The sequence below is a fragment of the Streptomyces cacaoi genome, assembly GCF_006539165.1.
GTDB classification, from domain to species: domain Bacteria; phylum Actinomycetota; class Actinomycetes; order Streptomycetales; family Streptomycetaceae; genus Streptomyces; species Streptomyces cacaoi.
On sequence record NZ_BJMM01000026.1, the window covers coordinates 85,849 to 104,038 of the forward strand.

General features: G+C 74.8%; 8 protein-coding genes. 5 read left to right on the forward strand and 3 right to left on the reverse strand.

Annotated features, from left to right (window positions below):
* Positions 1-475: 475 nt before the first annotated feature.
* The gene (locus tag SCA03_RS22645; RefSeq protein ID WP_141275613.1) at positions 476-3,076 is read left to right on the forward strand and encodes an asparagine synthase-related protein; all 2,601 of its coding nucleotides are present in this window, start codon (positions 476-478) and stop codon (positions 3,074-3,076) included.
* 161 nt (positions 3,077-3,237) lie between these two features.
* Entirely contained in the window at positions 3,238-7,134 is a 3,897-nt protein-coding gene (locus SCA03_RS22650) for an AfsR/SARP family transcriptional regulator (RefSeq protein WP_141275614.1), read from the forward strand.
* A 162-nt stretch (positions 7,135-7,296) separates the two neighbouring features.
* On the opposite strand, the gene SCA03_RS37035 is transcribed toward SCA03_RS22650, so the two are convergent.
* Entirely contained in the window at positions 7,297-10,083 is a 2,787-nt protein-coding gene (locus SCA03_RS37035; RefSeq protein ID WP_308698138.1) for a sigma-70 family RNA polymerase sigma factor, read from the reverse strand.
* A gap of 553 nt (positions 10,084-10,636) precedes the next feature.
* Complete coding sequence (locus tag SCA03_RS22665) at positions 10,637-11,515, reverse strand: TetR/AcrR family transcriptional regulator (protein ID WP_030892363.1); 879 nt, start codon at positions 11,513-11,515, stop codon at positions 10,637-10,639.
* A gap of 843 nt (positions 11,516-12,358) precedes the next feature.
* Here SCA03_RS22665 and SCA03_RS22670 point away from each other — a divergent pair.
* Together SCA03_RS22670 and SCA03_RS22675 are read left to right on the forward strand one after the other, a co-directional pair.
* Entirely contained in the window at positions 12,359-13,771 is a 1,413-nt protein-coding gene (locus tag SCA03_RS22670) for an NAD(P)/FAD-dependent oxidoreductase (protein ID WP_230988858.1), read from the forward strand.
* Positions 13,772-13,944: 173 nt separating this feature from the next.
* Entirely contained in the window at positions 13,945-15,798 is a 1,854-nt protein-coding gene (locus SCA03_RS22675) for an ATP-binding SpoIIE family protein phosphatase (RefSeq protein ID WP_030892357.1), read from the forward strand.
* Between the two features lie 116 nt (positions 15,799-15,914).
* On the opposite strand, the gene SCA03_RS22680 is transcribed toward SCA03_RS22675, so the two are convergent.
* Positions 15,915-17,303, reverse strand: coding sequence for an MFS transporter (locus SCA03_RS22680; protein WP_169729680.1), 1,389 nt, complete (start codon positions 17,301-17,303; stop codon positions 15,915-15,917).
* Positions 17,304-17,510: 207 nt separating this feature from the next.
* On the opposite strand from SCA03_RS22680, the gene SCA03_RS22685 reads away from it, so the two are divergent.
* Positions 17,511-18,047 carry a MarR family winged helix-turn-helix transcriptional regulator gene (locus tag SCA03_RS22685; RefSeq protein WP_030892351.1) on the forward strand — a complete coding sequence of 179 codons (537 nt, stop codon included), beginning with the start codon at positions 17,511-17,513 and terminating at the stop codon, positions 18,045-18,047.
* Positions 18,048-18,190 lie beyond the last annotated feature (143 nt).

Sequence of the window (18,190 nt, forward strand, 5' to 3'; positions counted from 1 at the left end):
GGGCGGAGGCAACGGCCCTCCCCAGGAGTACGGCGCGACGACCCGCGGCACACGCACACCTCCGCACGGCGCACAGCCTCCGAGGCACGCCCTCCGGAGGGGCGTCCGGCCTCAACTCCCCCGGCCCGGGCCCCGGCGGAAACTCCCCGGCTCGGACCCCGGCAAAAGTCCGGCGCACGCTGCATGGGCGCGCGCCCCAGGTACGCCTCCCGTGCGCCACTCTCGTGGCAACATAGCGCTGAGGTGAGCCCGTTGCGGCGCCGAGGCACTCAACGTCGCGCAGCCCGGAGTGCGTCTGGGAAACCGGGCCCGGCCGACAGCGGCGGGGCGGTGGAGAGTCGTAAGGGAGCCATGGGCGACCGGGGCTGCGGGAACAGCGGGAAGCCCGAGCCGGCCCGGGTCGGCGGTAACAGACAGGAAGGCCGGGGCGACCGGCGGGAACAGCGGCAAGAGCACGAGTGAAGGCGGGCCGGCGATGCGTTGGTTGGTGGGGTGGAGCGGCGCCGCGGTGCCCCACGGGCGGAGCGGTGCGCGGGGCCCCGGCGCCAACGACACGGCGCACGGCCGGGGTTCGTCCCGCGGCGGCTCCGGCGGCAACGGGTTCGGCGGGGACGCCGGGCGCGGCGGATCCGCCGGGCACGGACGTGCGCAGAGGTACGGGAACGGGCAGGACGGGCCCGACGGGCGTGCGGGGCGGGGTGCGTACGGCGGGTACAGCCCCTATGACTCCTATGGTCCGTACGGCTATGCCCCGCACACGGCGTTCGTGCCGGACGGGAGCGAGTTCGACGACGGGGCGTTGCAGCCGGTCGGCGCCCAGGTGCTGTGGGGCGGGCCCGATCCGCTGTGGGCGGTGGGGGACTGGCGGCCCGACGAGATCCGCGTCGTGGAGGCCGAGCCGGGCAACAGGCTCGCGGTGTTCGGCTGTTGTGGCGCGTCCGACGAGGAGCTGCGGATCGGGCTGGTGGCGGCCCGGGGCGGTGCGTTCCGGCATCTGTCGGCCTGGCCTGGCAGTTACACGGCTGTGGCCTGCGTGGGGCGCCGGATCACCGTGCTGGCCGATCTGGCCGGTGTGCGCCCCGTCTTCCATGCGCCCTGGGCCGGTGGCACGGCATATGCGACGGCGGCGCTGCCGATCGCGGATCTCATCGAGGCGCAGCTCGACATAGGGCATCTGGCGGCGATGCTCGCCTGCCCCGATGCTCCCGAGGCGCTGGGCGACGGTACGCCGTATCAGGGGGTGCGCCGGGTGCCGCCTGGGCACGCGCTGATCGTCCGGGACGGCGGCAGCCGGGAGATCGCCGCGTACGAGACGTCCGGTTCGCTGGTCGTCGGTGCGCCGCCGACCGATCCGGAGACGGCGGTCGAGGGCGTGCGGGACGCGCTCGTCGAGGCGGTCCGGACCCGGCTGACGGCGCCCCGGCATGCGACCGAGCAGGATTTCGACGGGCCCGGCCAGGGAGCCGGGGCGCGCGATCCGGGCCCGGTCCCCGGTATGGGGCCGGCCGAGCGGCGTGCGGCCCGGGGCGGCCCGGCCCCCGGGGTCGGCGCCGATCTTTCCGGAGGGCCTGCCTCCGGCACCCTCGCACTGCTCGCCGCCGGGCTCCCCGGGATGCCGGGCACGGTCTTCGGCGCCGGCGCGGCGGGCGCGGGCGAACGCCTCCTCGCCGTCACGTTCAACGACCTCACCTACCACGGCCGTACGCACCACGGCTCCGCCGACGGCAGCCCGCACGGCGGCGGCTCCGCCCCCGGCGGCACGCGGCCGCACGGGGACACCGGGCACCACGACGACACGAGGCGTCAGGGCGGTGCGCGGCGCGGGGACGACGGGCAGCAGGAGCACGACCCGGGGCGCCGTCCTCTCGACGAGAACGCCGAGTTGGAGCGGGCCCGCGTGCTCGCCGAGAATCCGCGCCTGCACCACGTCGTGGTCACCGGACGCGAGGAGGCGTTGCCGTACGCGGACCTCGCGGCGGGCCCGCTGACCGACGAGCCGGGGCCCTCCCTCGTCTTCGCCGAGCGCCATCGGCACCGGCTGTCGGCGGGCAGCGCCGACCACTTCGTGGGGCTGGGCGCGCGTGAGGTGCTGGACGCGCATCCGGCCCGGCTCGCCGATCTGTTGCTGGACCGGCGCCGTCGGCATCTGGTGCGTCCCGTGGCCGCGCTCGCCCGCGCGGAGGGGCGGACGGCGGGGCGCGCGCTGCTCGTCCCGGTCACCGTCTACCGCGCCGCGCGCCGTCTGGGGCGTACGTCCTACCGGGACGGTCTCCAGGAGACGGCGGCGCAGTTGCGCGACGGGACGGTCGCCGCCACCGCGTCCGACGCCTACCCGGACGGCGGCCGGAGCGCAGCGGAGGCGTCCGTCGCCGCGCTGACCTGGTGCCGTCCGGGCCCGGCGGCGCGCTGGCTGACGGGCGAGGCGCTCGCCGAGGTCGCACTCCGCCTGGACGCCGCCGCGCACGCCCGGCCCTCCGTCGAACGGCCGGGGGAGCGCAGGGCCCGCGCGGCCCTCGCCCGCCGCGCCGCCGATCACCGCGTCTTCGAACAGGCCGCCGAGATCCGGGGGCAGCGGCTGCACGCGCCGTACTTCGACAACCAGGTGGTGCGGGCTGCCCGGGCGCTGCCGGAATCCCTCCGGGTGAGACCGGGCGCCCGCGCGGCCGTGCTGCGTTCCGTGCTCGCCGGCGCCGGCATCCACGAACTGCCCCCGGGCTGGGGCGCGCCCGTCCACGCCCCGCACCACGCCGCCGAACGCGCCGGCCTCCGGCTGGCCGCCGATCAGCTCCTCCAGCTGTTCGAGGCGCCGCTCCTCGCCGACGCCGGGCTGGTGGAGGCCCGCGTCGTCCGCAAGGCCATCCGTCGGGCGGCCGACGGGGAGGCACTGGCGCTGGACGGGCTGGCCGATCTGGTCGCGATGGAGCTCTGGCTCGGCCGGCTGCTCGCCCGGCGCGGAACCTGCTGGACGGGCTCGACGGCTCCGCGCGCCGCCGCCGCGGGGGTCGTCCCGGCAGGCAGCCGGCCCGGCCGTCCGCTGCCGACGACGCCGACGCTGCCGCCCCCGCCCCGCGGCTGACCGTTTCTGCACCCGCCCCGCCCTGCCCTGGGCGCCACCGTCCCCACCGCTCCCCACCCCGGGCGTCCGGCTTCGCCCGACCGGCAGCGCCCCTGCCTTCCCTGGTGCCGGGCCAGGAAAACCCCTGAGACCGTCGTCGCCCGTGAGGCGACAATGGGAGGGTGCGGTATCTGATCCTGGGGGCCAGCGAAGCCCGTGACGAGGCAGGGCGGACCCTCCCTCTGGGAGGCCAGCGGCTGCGGGCGCTGCTGGCGGCGCTCGCGCTGCGGGCGGGCAACCGCGGCCCGGTCTCGCCCGAGACGCTGATCAGCGAGGTGTGGGCGGACACGGAGCCGGAGGCCCTGCCGGAGAACACGGCGGCGGCGCTCCAGGCGCTGATCGGCAGGTTGCGCAAGGCGCTCGGCAAGGAGAGCGTCGAGTCCGTCCCCGGTGGCTACCGGCTGGGTCTGGCGGGCCGGAAGCCGGAGGACGAGGTGGATCTGTTGCGCTTCCAGCGGCTCGTCGCCGATGGGGAGCGCGCCCTGGAGGAGGGCGACCCGGCGGAGGCCGCCACCGTGCTGTGCTCCGCCCTCGCGCTGTGGCGCGGACCGGCCCTCGCCGATCTGCCCGACCGCCTGTCCGCCGCCGCCCGCGTCGAGGCACTGCGCCGGACGGCCCTGCACCGCCGGATCACCGCGGACCTCGCGCTCGGCCGCGCCGCGCAGGTCCTGCCGGAGGCGCGCGAACTGGCGGCCGAGCGCCCCCTCGACGAGCCGGTGCAGGCGCTGTATCTGCGTGCGCTGCGGGACAGCGGCCGTACGGCGGAGGCGTTGGAGGTGTACGAGACGATCCGGAATCGTGTGGCGGACCGTCTCGGCGCGGACCCGGGCGCCGAACTCCGCGCCCTGCACGCCGAACTGCTCCGCGGCGACACCGACCGCACCGACCGCACCGGCCGTATCGACCGTATCGACCGCCCCGGCCCCGCCGATCCCGCCTACCGCACCGGTCACGCCGGAGCCCACGGACCCCGTCCCCTGTCGGCCCCCGGCAGCAGCGTCACAGCCCCCGGCGACGCTCCGAGGGCTCCGGCAGACAGCGTGACGAACGCGGTAACAGAGGCGCAGACCCCGGCAGTTCGCCACGCGACGGACGCGGACACACGAACCCCGCCGGGACCGGAGCCGACCCCGCCGGGACATGCGGCAGACCCGACAGCACGTGCGGCACAAGCGACGGGACATGCGGCAGACCCGACAGGACGAGCGTCAGAAACGACGGGACGCGCGGCAGATCCGACAAGACGCGCGGCAGATCCCGCGGGCGAGGGGCCCGGTCCGGCAGCACGAGCGGCGGATCCCGGCGACATCGCGCCGGGCATCCCGTACCGGAGCGGCTCGTCGAACCGGCCGGGCAATCTCCGGGCCCGGCTCACCAGTTTCGTCGGCCGGGAGTCCGACATCGCGACGATCACGGCGGATCTCGCGGGTTCCCGCCTCGTCACGCTCACCGGCCCGGGCGGCTCGGGCAAGACGCGCCTGGCCGAGCAGGTCGCGGCGACGGCGGCGTCCGCCCCGCAGGTGCCGTACCGGGACGGCACATGGATGGTGGAGCTGGCGCCGCTCGACCATCCGACGGCCGTCCCCGGCGCGGTGCTGAGCGCACTGGGGCGGCGCGAGACGGCGCTGTCGACGGCCGGGAAGGAGGGCGCCCGCAGCCACGGGGACGGCGATGCGACGAGGCTGCTGGTCGAACGCCTGGAGCACCGCAGGCTGTTGCTCGTGCTGGACAACTGCGAACACGTCGTCGAGGCCGCGGCACACCTCGGCGAGGTGCTGCTGGGCCGCTGTCCGGGGCTCACGGTGCTGGCGACGAGCCGCGAGCCGCTCGGTGTGCCGGGGGAGACGGTCCGCGCCGTCGAGCCGCTGCCGCCGGCGCCCGCGCACCGTCTGTTCGCCGACCGGGGCGCCGCCGCGCGCCCCGGCTTCCGCGTCGAGGAGGACGCGGACGCGGTGGCCGAGATCTGCCGGCGGCTCGACGGGCTGCCGCTCGCGATCGAACTGGCCGCCGCCCGCCTGCGCTCGCTCACCCCGCGGCAGATCGCCGACCGGCTGGACGACCGGTTCCGCCTGCTGACCAGCGGCAGCCGCACGATGCTGCCCCGTCAGCAGACGCTGCGCGCCGTCGTCGACTGGTCCTGGGATCTGCTGGACGAGCGCGAGCGCACCGTCCTGCGCCGGCTGTCCGTCTTCGCGGGCGGCTGCACCCTCCCCGCCGCCGAACACGTGTGCGCGACCGCACCCCTCGACCCCGACAGCCCGGAGGGCCCGGACGGTCGTTACCGCACAGCAGCACGGGACGGCCAGGACGGACACGAAGTACAGGACAGGCGGGAAGACCGGGAAGACCGGGAAGACCGGGAAGAGGAGGACATAAAAGGCCAGGCGAGCGACGGGGACGGACTGTGCGAGGAGGACGTCCTCGACATCCTCTCCTCCCTGGTCGACAAGTCGATCGTCGTCGCCGAGCAGCCCCCGGCCTGGTCCAGGGCAGGGGTGCGCTACCGCATGCTGGAGACGATCCACGAGTACGCGAACGAGCGTGCGGCCGAGTACCCCGAGGAACGCGAGCAGGCCGAGGTACGGCACATCCGGCAGATGGCGCGCTTCCTCGACACCGCGTCCGTCCGCATCCGCACAGCCGACCAGCTCACCTGGCTGCCCCGGCTGGAGGCGGACCTGGACAACGTCCGCGCGGCCCTGCACCGCACTCTGCGCCGCGGCGACCGCGAGACCATGGCCGAACTGGTGCGCGGCGTGGGCTGGTTCTGGTGGCTGCGCAACTACCGGGACGAGGGCGCCGACTGGGTCCGCGCCGTCATGCGGATGCTTCCCGCACGGCAGGACGAGCGGGACGAGCACGAGGAGGGGCTCTACCGCGAGTTCCAGCTGCTGAGCTACTTCCTCGTCGTCGAACAGCAGAGCCAGTACCTGCTGGACGACCCCGCACACCGCCGAATCGCCCGCGAGCTCATCGACTTCTTCAGCCGCCCCGGACCGGCGTCCGCCCGCTTCCCCGGAATGCTGTGGCCGTTCGCCGCCTACCTGGGCGACGGGTTCGCCACCGTCCTCGGCATGATGGACGAGTCGGTCGACAACTGCCGTCGCTGGAGCGAGCAGTGGGAGCTGGCCGTGGCCCTGCTGTTCCGCGCTCACGTCCTGATCGACCAGCCCGACGGGCTCGCCGCCGCCATGGAGGACATCACCGAGATCCAGGGCATCGCGGAGCGCACAGGAGACCGCTGGCTGCTCAGCCAGCTGTGCGGGCTGCGCGCCGAGGTCGCCATCGAGGAGGGCCGCTACGACGACGCACGCGCCGAGTGCGGGTCCGCCCTGCGCTACGCCCAACAGCTCGGCGCGCTCACCGAGATCCCGGTGCTGCTGACCCGGATCGCCGACATCTGGTACCGGCAGGGCGACACCGTCCAGGCGGACTCGCTCGCCGTGCGCGCCCACGAGGACGCCGAACGGCTCGGCGTCCGGGACGCACAGACCCTCGCCACCTACCTCCGGGCGCTCGTCGCGATCGAGCGCGGGGACGCCGTCCGGGCCCGGCTCCTGCTGACCGAGTGCGACAAGAACGCCTCGGCCGGCACGCCGCCGCCCATGTTCCGCCTGGTGATGCAGGTGCTCGACGCCCGGGTCCTCGCCGAGGAGGACGCCGACCGGATCACCGAGGCCCTGAGACGGATCCGTACGGCGCTGCACACCGCCCTGGAGGGCAGTGCACCGGAGAGCATCGTCGTCAACACCCTGATGGTCGCCGGATATCTGCTGCATCTGCACGGAAACCGTGACGAGGCCGTCGAGTTCGCCGACGCGGCCCGTGCCCTGCGCGGCGAACTGCCGCTCAGCGTCCCCGAACTCCGCCTCGACAGCACCGTCCGCGCCCACTCCACCACCTCTGCCCCCGGCCCCGGCACCCCGGACGCCGCCGAACCCAGCGCCCGGACGCCGCGCCGTGAGCCCCTCACCCCGGCCCGGGCCGCCGCCCGCCTGGACGCCCTCTCTCTGCGCTGATCCGCGTCGGCCCGGTCAACGGCTCACCGGTCGGGGCCCGTTCACCGACCGGCCGTCCCGCGGCGGAAGAAGAGCAGCGCAGCCGCCGGAGGCGCCGGATCAGCCGCCCCGGAAGCGCTGGATCAGCCGCCCCCGGGGGGAACCGGACCCCGGGCGGCCGGATCAGTCCCCGGAGGAGCCGGACCCGCCACCGGGCGGCTTGCCACCACCCCAGGGCGCTCCGCCGCCCCCGCGCCCCGGCCCGGCACCACCACCGGAACGTCCCGGAGACCCGCTCCCCGGACCGTACGGACCGACGCCCGCATCCGCTGTGCCGCCGCCCGCGTCCGACGGCCCGCCGTCCGAATCCGACGGAACGGCATCCGACGTCGACGGCCCGGCATCCGACTTCGACGGTCGGACGTCCGACCCCGATGGCCCGCCGTCCGAACCCGACGGATCGCCGTCCGAACCCGACAGGCCGGTGTCGGAATCCGACGGGCCGTCCTCAGAACGTTCCGGCCCGACGTCGCCCACCCCGGAGGGGGCGTCGGATCCCCGTCCCGGCCCGGCGTCGTCGGCGCGTCCCCCCTCGCAGGCGATCCGGGAGCGCGCCCAGTCGGCCAGCGCCGGCCGGTCGAGAGGCGTGCGCGGTTCGACGACGAGGCGCAACGTCCGCTTTCCGGTCAGCGGCACCTGCACGGGCACCGGCGCCTCACCCCGCCGCAGGTAGGGGGACTGCCACAGCCGGTCGCCGTCCCCGTACACGGTGAACCGCACCGCGCCGGGGCCTGCCGTCAGATCGTCGACCCCGGCCAGCGCGGCGTAGCGGGTGCACGGCCGGTTGAGGTCGATCGTCACCGACGAGTCCGGGTGCACGCTGATCCCGTGCGCGTACCGGGTGCCGGCGATCTCCGGCCCCTCGCGCTGCCACACCCAACTGCTGCCCCTCGTGCGGATGGTGGGCGCCGTCGGGGGATCGTCGGGGGAGAGGAGGTCCCAGTCGAGCTGGTTGAGCTGGTGCTGTTCCGGCGGTTCCGGCCGCGGCGGCTCGGGCGCCGGGTGCGACGGCTCGGGCGGAGTGGGTGTGGGTGTCGGCGTCGGCTCCGGGCTCGGCCGCTCCTGCGGAGGGGTCGGGCGCGGCGTGGGTTCCGGCTCCGGCTCGGCAGGCGGTGCGGAGGGCTCCGGCCGGGGCGAGGGGCGCTTCGGAACGACCGGCGCCGGCGCCGGCTTCTCCGGCTGCTGGGGCTTCTCGGACGGTGGCCGGGGCGCGGGCGCGGCCGGACGCGCCTCGGGCTTCTTCGGCGGTTCGGCGCCGCCGCCGGCCAGTGCCCACGCCAGCGCGGCGCCCGCGACGGCCACCACACCGACCCCGATGCCCACCTTCGCCGGCGCCCCCAGGCCCTCGGCCGCCGCGCCCCCGGAAGCCCCGGAGCCACCGGCGCTCCCCGCCGCGCCCCCGGACGCTCCCGCACCGGCCGCCCCCGCAGCGGCGGCGGCACCGGTGCCGCCGGCCGCCGCACCGCCGCCGAGCAGCACCGCGAGCCCCTTCGCACCGCCGGCCGTCGCGAACCAGCCGATCAGCGCGACCGGGACGAGCAGCCTGATGTGCTCGTTCAGGTCCTTGACCTCCAGCGCGGCCTGGCGGCACTGCGCACACTGGTCCAGATGCTGGGCCAGCCCCCGCTCGGCCCGCATCCGCAGCCCGCCGCGCGCGTACGCGCCCAGCCGGTCCGCCCAGCGCGCGCAGTCCCCGCTCTCCGTCCGGGCACGGCTCACATGCGCCTGGAGGTACGCCTGTTTGAGGTTCTCGCGGGCACGGTGTGCGGCGGTGGTCGTCGCGCCCGTGCTCTTGCCGAGCAGCGGCGCCACGTCCTGCGGCTTCGCGCCCTCCACCGCCGTGTGCCACAGCAGCATCTGATCGGCCTCGGACAGGCTCTTGAACGCCTTGACGACCAGCGTCTGTTCGGCCTCGTGCATGGCGCGCACATCGGCACCGAGATCGAGCGTCTCCGCTTCCGCAGCCGTCACCGCGGTGTCCGAGGACTGCACGAACACCGCGAAGTCCTCGACGAGTTGCTCCCGCCGCCGGGTGCGTGCCCAGGCCGCCGCGACATGCCGTACCGAGGTCAGCAGATAGGCGCGCACCGAGCTCTCGGGGCCCTTGCCGCCCCGCACGGCCTGGAGCGTGCGCGCGAACACCTCGTTGGTGAGGTCCTCGGCGGTGTGCGCGTCCCGGCAGCAGGTACGGGCGTACCGGCGGACGGGCGTCGCGTGCCTGCGGTACAGCTCCTCGTAGGCGGTGGCGTCCCCCTCCCGCATCCGTGCGACGAGCAGCGCGTCGGACACCCCGGCGTCCGCCGCCGCGCCGGGCCCGGCCGTGGGGTCGTCGCCGCCCCGCGTCCCCGGGCGCCGCCACGGCCGGCTGCGGGCACGCGGCACCTTGCCGTCGGCCCGGCGCCGAGCCGCCCCGGCAGCCGCGTCCGTCCCGGTCGCGCCGGGGGCCCCGGCGGTCTCGGCAGCCCCGACGGCCCCGGTGGAACCGGTGGCCCCGGCTGCGCCCGGCCCGTCGGACCCGGCACCGACAGCCGGCGCCGGATCAGCGGCCCGTCCCCCTCCCGAGCGAGCGGACTCCCGGTGCCCGGTGCCTGCCGGATTCCCCTGCGCCGGTACCTGCTCCCCGGACTGCCGCGTTGTGGTGTCCGTCCCGGCGGTGCCCTGTCCGGGGCTCGCGCCGGAGCCGTGTTCCTGTCCTCGCGCGGGTCCGCCGGTCCGCTGGCCCTGCTGCGGGACCTGCTCCGACCTGGCCTCACCGGGCTCGTCGCCGCCGCCGGACGGGCCCGTCAGGTCCTGGCCGTGCTCCGCCGCCTCCGGCCGCTGCTCGTGCGACGGCGCGCCGCCCTGCCCGGGCACCTGGCGTGACGACTGACCCGACTCCTGCTCCCGGCCCTGCCCTTCGTCAACACCCATGGCCCCCGCTCCTGTGCCCGCCGCTGTTGGACATCGTGTCAGCGTGTCACAGTGTCCACGAACGTGAACCCGACAAGCACACCAACCACCCGTCCGGGGAACACCGCACAGCCGTCCGAACTCTCCATGGTGAGCGGCGGTCGATGGTGAGTGCAACGAGCAGCGGACAGAGCACCCCCCGGACCCCGACCGCAGCCCCCGGACGGGCCGAAGCCTCCGGTGGGCCGCAGCTTCCGTCCGTCAGCAACCCAGCCAAGGGCAGCGCACCGGCGACAGTGACAGACGGCCGACAACAAAGGCTGGCAAGGACAACGGTTCGGCGAGGACGACGGCTGGCAAGCGCGGCGAGGCAGCAAGTACGACGGCCACGACAACAACGCCCGGTAGCCAGGCGGCAGCAGACAGCCGTCATCCCGCAGGGGCGATCACCGACCGCACGCCAACCGCCCGGCATACAGGGCGCGATGACGGCCACCCGACCGCTCGGCGCACCACACGCCTCCACGCGGCCCGGCAGCCGTCCTCACAGGCGAGGTCGGCGGTGCGTAACCCCTCAGTGTCCGGCGGGACGCGAGCGCAGCCCCTCCAGCAGGATGTCCAGCAGCCGTGTGGAGGCCGCGGCCTGCTGTGCCGCATCCGGCAGCGACGGCGCCGCGGTGGCGATCACCAGCAGCACATCGCCCACGGTCACATCGGTGCGCAGCTCGCCCGACTCCCGCGCCCGGTCCACCAACTGACCGACGACGTCGAGCAGTTCGGCGGCGCCCGGGTCCTCGTCGAGCTCCTCCGACGTCGGTGCGGCGTCCCGCGCGGGCGCGACGGCGGTGACCGACGGCTGCTCCATCAGCCGCAGACCCGCCCGGCCGTCCTGCCCGGGGGTGCCGGGCAGCCGCTGCTGCGGCACCCGCACCGCATCGTCCATCCAGCCCTCGGCGCGCAGTATGCGCGGCGGCAGCAGCCGGCCGGCCCCCGAGGCGACGGAGGTGCGCAGGAAGCGGGAGAGGGCCGACCACGGCTCCTCCTCCTGCCCCAGCGCGGCCCGGGCCTGTTCGGTCAGCCGGGCCGTCTCCTCCTCGGCTATCCGCCGGACCAGGACGTCCTTGCTCGGGAACCGCCGGTACACCGTGCCGACGCCGACCCGGGCCCGCCGGGCCACGTCCTCCATCGGTGCGCCGTAGCCGAGTTCGCCGAAGACCTCGCGTGCCGCGCGCAGCACGTGCTCCAGGTTCCGCTGGGCGTCCACGCGCAGCGGCGCGGAGCGCTGTCCCGTTCCGTCCCGGCCTGCCGGGGCGTGACCGACGCCCGAGGAGCCGCGGTCCAGGGGACCGCGTTCGGCGCGCGGGCTGGTCGAACCCGCGGCGGCCCTGCTGTCGCGCACGCCAGGGACGGCCGTCGGAGCAAGCTGGGAGCTGTGGACACTCTGAATGTGCATATCTGTTCCCCCGGTTATGAAAAAGTCTCCCCCCGGAGACCCCCGCCTCGTTGCGGTGCGCGACTGTGCGCTCACGGCGCCCCCACGTCGCGGTCACGTCGTGGGCCAAGCAACATCAGCATCGTCACATGTCGCACCCGCTAGGGTACGAACATAGTTGAGCCCGGGAGTTGAGAGAAGGGGGCGGTTCCGTACGGAGCGTCCGGCGACGGGCCGACAGGCCCGATGCGCCCCGCTCGCCCGGCCGTTGCACTCCCTTCACGCCCCTGGTGACCTGCAAAATTCCCGCTCCGCGCGGCCCCGGATGCACAACCGGCGCGCGGCGCACGGCAGTCACATGATTCCTGGGGCCTGTGGACAAACCCGGGGCTGAGGGTGCGTCATGGACGCGTGACGAAGGCCACGAAGGAACCTGCGCACATCCTCGTCGTCGGCGGCGGCTACGTCGGCATGTACACCGCGCTGCGCCTCCAGCGCAGACTCAAGGGCCGCCTCGTACCGGCCCACGACCTCCTCCGTGACCCTGCCCAGCAGCCCGTCACGCCCCCGGACGCCGCGCCCAACGCACGGGAGTTGCAAGGGAGTTCGGACACGCAGCCGGAGCACCGGCCGCCCCGCCCCCGCGGCCCGGCAGACCACGCCGACACGGCACCGCACGCCGCGGAACCGGCCTCCGGCGCGGCCCGGGACGACGCCGCGCTCCCGGGCCCGTCCGGGGCACCGCACGGCGGGCACGCCGGTACGGCGACGGACGGCGGGACGGAGCACGCGGACGACGGCGCGGAGGGCGACGGGCAGCCGCCCTCCGAGGTCACCATCACCGTCCTCGACCCCGACCCGTACATGACGTACCAGCCGTTCCTGCCGGAGGCCGCCGCCGGTTCGCTCTCCCCGCGTCATGTCGTCGTACCGCTGCGCCGCGTCCTGCCCGGCTGCCGGGTACTCGTCGGCGAGGCCCGCCGTATCGACCACGACCGCCGCATCGCCTACGTCAGCACGCTCGCCACCGCCGAGACGGACACCGCCACGCGCTCCGACGCCCCGGTACCGCCCCCGCTCGGCGCTTCGCCGCAGGGCGCCCGCCCGGCCGGCGGCCCGCCGCGGTCCGACGACGGCGGACGCGCCCCCGAACCCCGGACCCTCGAACTCCCGTACAGCGAACTGGTCCTGGCGCCCGGCTCGGTGTCCCGCGCGCTGCCCGTACCCGGCCTCGCCGAGCACGCCATCGGGTTCAAGACGATCGAGGAGGCCATCGGGCTGCGCAACCACGTGCTGGAACAGCTGGACATCGCCTCCTCCACCCGCGACCCCGCCGTCCGCGACGCCGCCCTCACCTTCGTCTTCGTCGGGGGCGGCTACGCCGGTGTCGAGGCGCTGGCCGAGCTGGAGGACATGGCCCGCTACGCCTGCCGCTACTACCACAACGTCTCCGCCGACGATCTGCGCTTCCTGCTGGTCGAGGCCGAGGACCGCATCCTGCCCGAGGTCGGCGCGGAGATGGGCGGCCACGCACTGCGCGAGCTGCGCTCCCGCAACATCGATGTGCGCCTCGGCACCCGCCTGGACTCCTGCACCGGACGCGTCGCGGCCCTCAGCGACGGCAGCCGCCACCCGGCGCGCACCATCGTGTGGACGGCCGGGGTGAAACCGCACCCCGTCCTGGCCGCCACCGGACTGCCGCTGACGGAAAAGGGCCGACTGCTGTGCGAGCCCACCCTGCGCGTGGAGGGCACGCCGCACGCCTGGGCAGCGGGCGACGCGGCGGCCGTACCCGATCTGGCCGCCGCCGAGGCAGCCCGCGAAGACGGCGCGGGGGAGCAGACCGAAGAGCCGGAGAACTCGCACAGAAGCGGAAGTTGCGGCGGAGGGGACCCGCACGCACAGCTGTGTGCGCCCAACGCGCAGCACGCCGTGCGCCAGGCCCGCAGACTGGCCGACAATCTCGTCGCCTCCCTCGACGGCAAGCCGCTCACGCCGTACCGTCACGCGCACGCCGGCTCGGTCGCCTCCCTGGGGCTGCACAAGGGCGTCGCGCGCGTGTACGGACGGAAGTTCAAGGGCCGTCCGGCCTGGCTGCTGCACCGGATCTACCACCTCAGCCGCGTCCCGACCTTCAACCGCAAGGCCCGCGTGCTGTCGGAGTGGGTGCTCTCCGGGCTGTTCAAGAGGGAGATCGTCTCGCTGGGTTCCCTGGAACACCCGCGGGCCGAGTTCGAACTGGCGGCCGGAGGCAGGAGACCTTCCGAGGACAGCTGAGCGCGGAGCGGAACTGCCCGCTGCACGGCGGCGTCTGACGGATGTTGCAGCGGTGGGCCACACTGGTCGTGTGACCATGGGTGGGCCCGCATCTGCGAAGAGTGATCCCGCCCAAGAGCGGTTCGCGACCCACAGCGAGCGAACCGAGCGAACCACACGAGGAATCGGACGACGTGAACTTCACGCGCTGGAGCGCCCGACTGCCCGGCACACAGCGGCGCACCGCCGCCCGGGCGGCGATAAAGGCGCAGCAGCCGTCCGACGCGGCCCGCGCAGCGGAAGCCGGGGCGTCCGGCAGCGGCACATCCGACGGCCGCTCGCACTCCCGCGACGGCACCGGCCGGGACGACGCCGAAGCGGACGGCCCGCTGCTGCCCGCGGGCCCCGCCGTCCCCGTCACCGGTGAGGCGCCGACCGTCCCGGGCGCCCGCACCCGTGCCGGCACGGGAGACGGCTCCGGAGCCGGAGCGCGCCCGCCGCGCGAGCCGAGCGCGGGCCCGGGCGCCCGCGGGCTCGACGAGCTGTCCGTGCACCATCTGCTGGGCCAGGTTCCGGCGCTCGTCGCCGTCGTCCACGGGCCCGAGCACCGCATCGTGTTCGTCAACGACGCCTATGCGGCGGTTTTCGGCAGCCGCCCGGCGGGCGCGCCCGCGCGTGAGGCACTGCCCGAGCTGGCGGAACTCGGACTGCTGCCGCTGATGGACCAGGTGCTGCGCAGCGGACGGCCCCGCACCGTCAAGTCCCGTCGCGTCCGTGCTCGTTCGGACGGCGGCGCGAGGGACGGCTACTACACGTTCACCTGCACCCCGCTCAGCACGGGCGGCAGCGGCGGTGTCCTGGTGTTCGCCGCGGACGTCACCGACCAGGTGGAGGCCGCCGAACGGCTCCGCGCCAGCGAGCGCAGGCAGCGCGAGGCCGCCGTCACCCTGCAACGCAGTCTGCTGCCGCAGGAACTGGAACAGCCCGACGACCTCCGCGTCGCCGCCACCTACCAGCCCGGCGGGACCGACGCAGCTGTGGGCGGGGACTGGTACGACGTCATCACCCTCGGCGCCGGCCGCACCGCCCTGGTGATCGGCGACGTCATGGGGCGCGGCGTACGCGCGGCAGCCGTGATGGGCCAGCTGCGCACCGCCGTACGCGCCTACGCGCGTCTCGACCTCCCGCCGCACGAGGTGCTCCAGCTGCTGGACGGACTCGCCGCCGAGATCGACGCCAACCAGATCGCCACCTGCGTCTACGCCGTCCACGACCCGAACGAGGGACTGCTGAGCTACGCCTCCGCGGGACACGTCCCCGTCCTGGTACGCGACCCGGACGGCACGGTCCACCGCACCGGCGAGCACACCGGCCCGCCCCTGGGCACCGGCGGCTGGCTGCACACCTCAGGCAGCCTGCCGCTCGCGCCCGGCGCCACCGCCGTGCTCTACACCGACGGCCTGATCGAGCGCCGCGACGCCGACATCGACGAGGGCGTCGCCGCCCTGGAGCACGCCTTCTCCGGGGCCACCGGCTCACCCGAGATCATCTGCGACCGTCTGCTGCGTTCCCTCGGCATCACCGCCGAACACGACGACGACGTCGCCCTGCTCGTCCTCCAGCACCCGGTGCGCACCGGCCCGGACGCCGAGCTGTTCCACAACGCCGCGCTCGACCTGCTCGGCGGCACCGAAGCCGCCCCGCGCGCCCGGGCGTTCGCCTCCGGCGTCCTCGCCTCCTGGCGCTTCCCGCCCGAGCTGTGCGACCTGGGCGTCCTGGCCGCCAGCGAACTGGTCGCGAACTCGCTCCAGCACGGCACCCCGCCGATGCGCCTGCGGCTGCGCCGCACGGACCGCCGGCTGATCGTCGAGGTGACCGACGGCGACGAGCATCTGCCGCGGCGCCGCCGCGCCGAACCGGCCGACGAGGCGGGCCGCGGCATCTCGATCGTGGCCACGATCGCCTCGAACTGGGGATCGCGCCGCACCCCCGACGGCGGCAAGTCCGTCTGGTGCGAGTTCGCCCTCCCCGCCGCCGGCACCCCGTAACGCCGGCTGAGGCAGAACTGCACACAGCTGCGGGGCCGGGACGGCACACACGCCGCCACGGCCCCGCACTCGGCCCACTCCGGCCCCTGAGCCGGTTCCCACCGGCCCGGCCTCCGTCAGACGGCGGCCCGAACCCGGGGAGAGGCCCCGTCCTGCGCTTGGCCGTCGTCCGCCGGCAGATCGTCGGAACCCGGCTCCGCGCCCGCGCACACGGCCTGCCCCTCGCGCTCCGGCACGGCGGTCTCCGGCTCCGCGGGGCGCTCACCGCCCCGTGCGACGACCACCGAGACGGGCCGGTCCACCCCCGGCGCGAGGCGACGGCCCAGCACCAGCGCCAGCGCGGACACGGCGAGCGTGCACACCAGCAGCATCCCGATGTAGACGCCGTAGGCGCCCGCGGCGGCCATCATGCCGCCGATAGCCGGCCCCACGGCCAACGCGAGCTGCTTGACCAGGGCGAACGCGGAGTTGTACTGGCCGACGAAGCGTGCGGGAGCCAGGTCGGCCACCAGCGGCGCCATGGTCGGCGACAGCATCGTCTCCCCGACGCCGAACAGCGCATACGTGGCGATCAGCAGCGCCGTGGCGACCGCCTGCGCCCCGTGCACCAGCCCGGACGCCCCCGCAGCGAGCCAGGCGACGGTCCAGATCAGCCCGACCAGCGCCACGATCCGGCTGCGCCGCCGCCGCTCCACGGCCCGCAGGACGAAGAACTGCGCGAGGACGATCGTCGCGGTGTTGGCGGCCAGCGCGACCCCGAGCGTCGAGGTCGAGATCCGGGTGACCTCCACCGCGTACGCCGACAGCCCCGACTCGAACTGCCCGTAGCAGGCGAAGAAGACGACGAACCCGAGCACGCACAGCAGCACCATCGAACGGTCCCGCAGCAGCACGGCCCAGCCCGAGCCCTGCCCCGCCGCTGCCCCGGCCTGCCCGCCGGCCGGCGCGGGCCGCGCCACCCGCACCGTCATCAGCACGGTCAGCAGCACGAGGAACATGGTCGCCTCGATGGAGAACAGCAGCGTGAAGCTCGCCGGATCGCTCTCGTCCACCAGGAACCCGCCGAGCAGCCCGCCGACGCCCAGCCCCAGGTTGTTGAGGAAGAACTGCGTGGCGAACGCCCGCGAGCGCGTGGCCGTCGTCGAGCACCACACGATCATCGTGGCGAGCGCCGGTTGCAGCACGGCGATACCGGCCCCCATCAGCGCCGAGGAGGCGAGGACGGTCGGCGCCGTCGAGGACAGCCCGAAGCCCAGCGCGCCGACGGCGGCGGAGACCGCGCCGACGACCACCATCGTCAGCGGTCCGCGCCGGTCGATCACCCGCCCCGTGAAGGGCAGCACGACGAGCGCGGCGGCCGCGAACACGGCCAGCACCGCGCCCGCGGTCCCGTCGCCGAGATCGCGTACCCGCGCGACGTACACGAACAGGAACGGCACCGTGAAGCCGTTCCCGAACGCGGCCAACGCGTTACCGAGCTGGATCCGCCGAAGGGCGGCCGCCATCACCGTGGACAACACTCACCTGCTTAGGTCGTCGTGGACATGCCGCGGCACCCCGCGGCGGAAGAGGGAGTTTCGAAGGAAGACGGGGACGCTCCCAGTTGTTACACCGGCGTACAACCGCATCGACCTTCGAAGCTAAAGTTCGATGCTAAAGAGTACACAGAGCAAGCGTTTAGGTCCAACGGGTTCACATGCGATACTCCGCACATGCCTGACCGCCACCCGACGCTCGACGAGCAGATCGCGATCTACCAGCGGGAGTACCGCGACCTGGACCCCCAGGTGGAGAAGGTCGTCAACGCCGTCAGCCGTCTCGACCGCCGCATGAACGTCGCCTACGGGCGCCAGCTCGCCACCCTCGGACTGAGCAACCCCGAGTGGGAGGTCCTCAAGGAGCTGGTCATGGCCGGCAGCCCCTACCAGCTGTGGCCGGGCACCATCGCGAAGCGGCTCGGCCTCACCCCGGCCGCCATGACCCACCGCATCGACCGCATGCTCGGCCAGAGCCTGGTGACCCGGGAACGCGACCCGGACAACCGGGTGCGCGTCATCATCGGCCTCACCGACACCGGCCGTGAGAAGTGGCTGGAGGTCATGCGCAAGGCGTCCGTGTTCGAGGAGGACCTCCTCCAGGACCTCACCACCGACGAGCGCGCACACCTCGGCGACATGCTCACCCGCCTCCTGCGCCGCGTGGAGGACGCCCAACCCGACGCCGGCGGCCGCCTCACCGACCTGGACTGAGCAGCCGCCCGACTCCCACGCCTCCGCGGAGCCGGGAAACCCGCGCCCCGCTGTCCCCGCTGGGCCATCCGGTTGACACCGGTAGCACCGGACCGTAAAGTCTCCCGGGTTGCCATCGAGCCCACGGGCTCCCCGGCAACCCG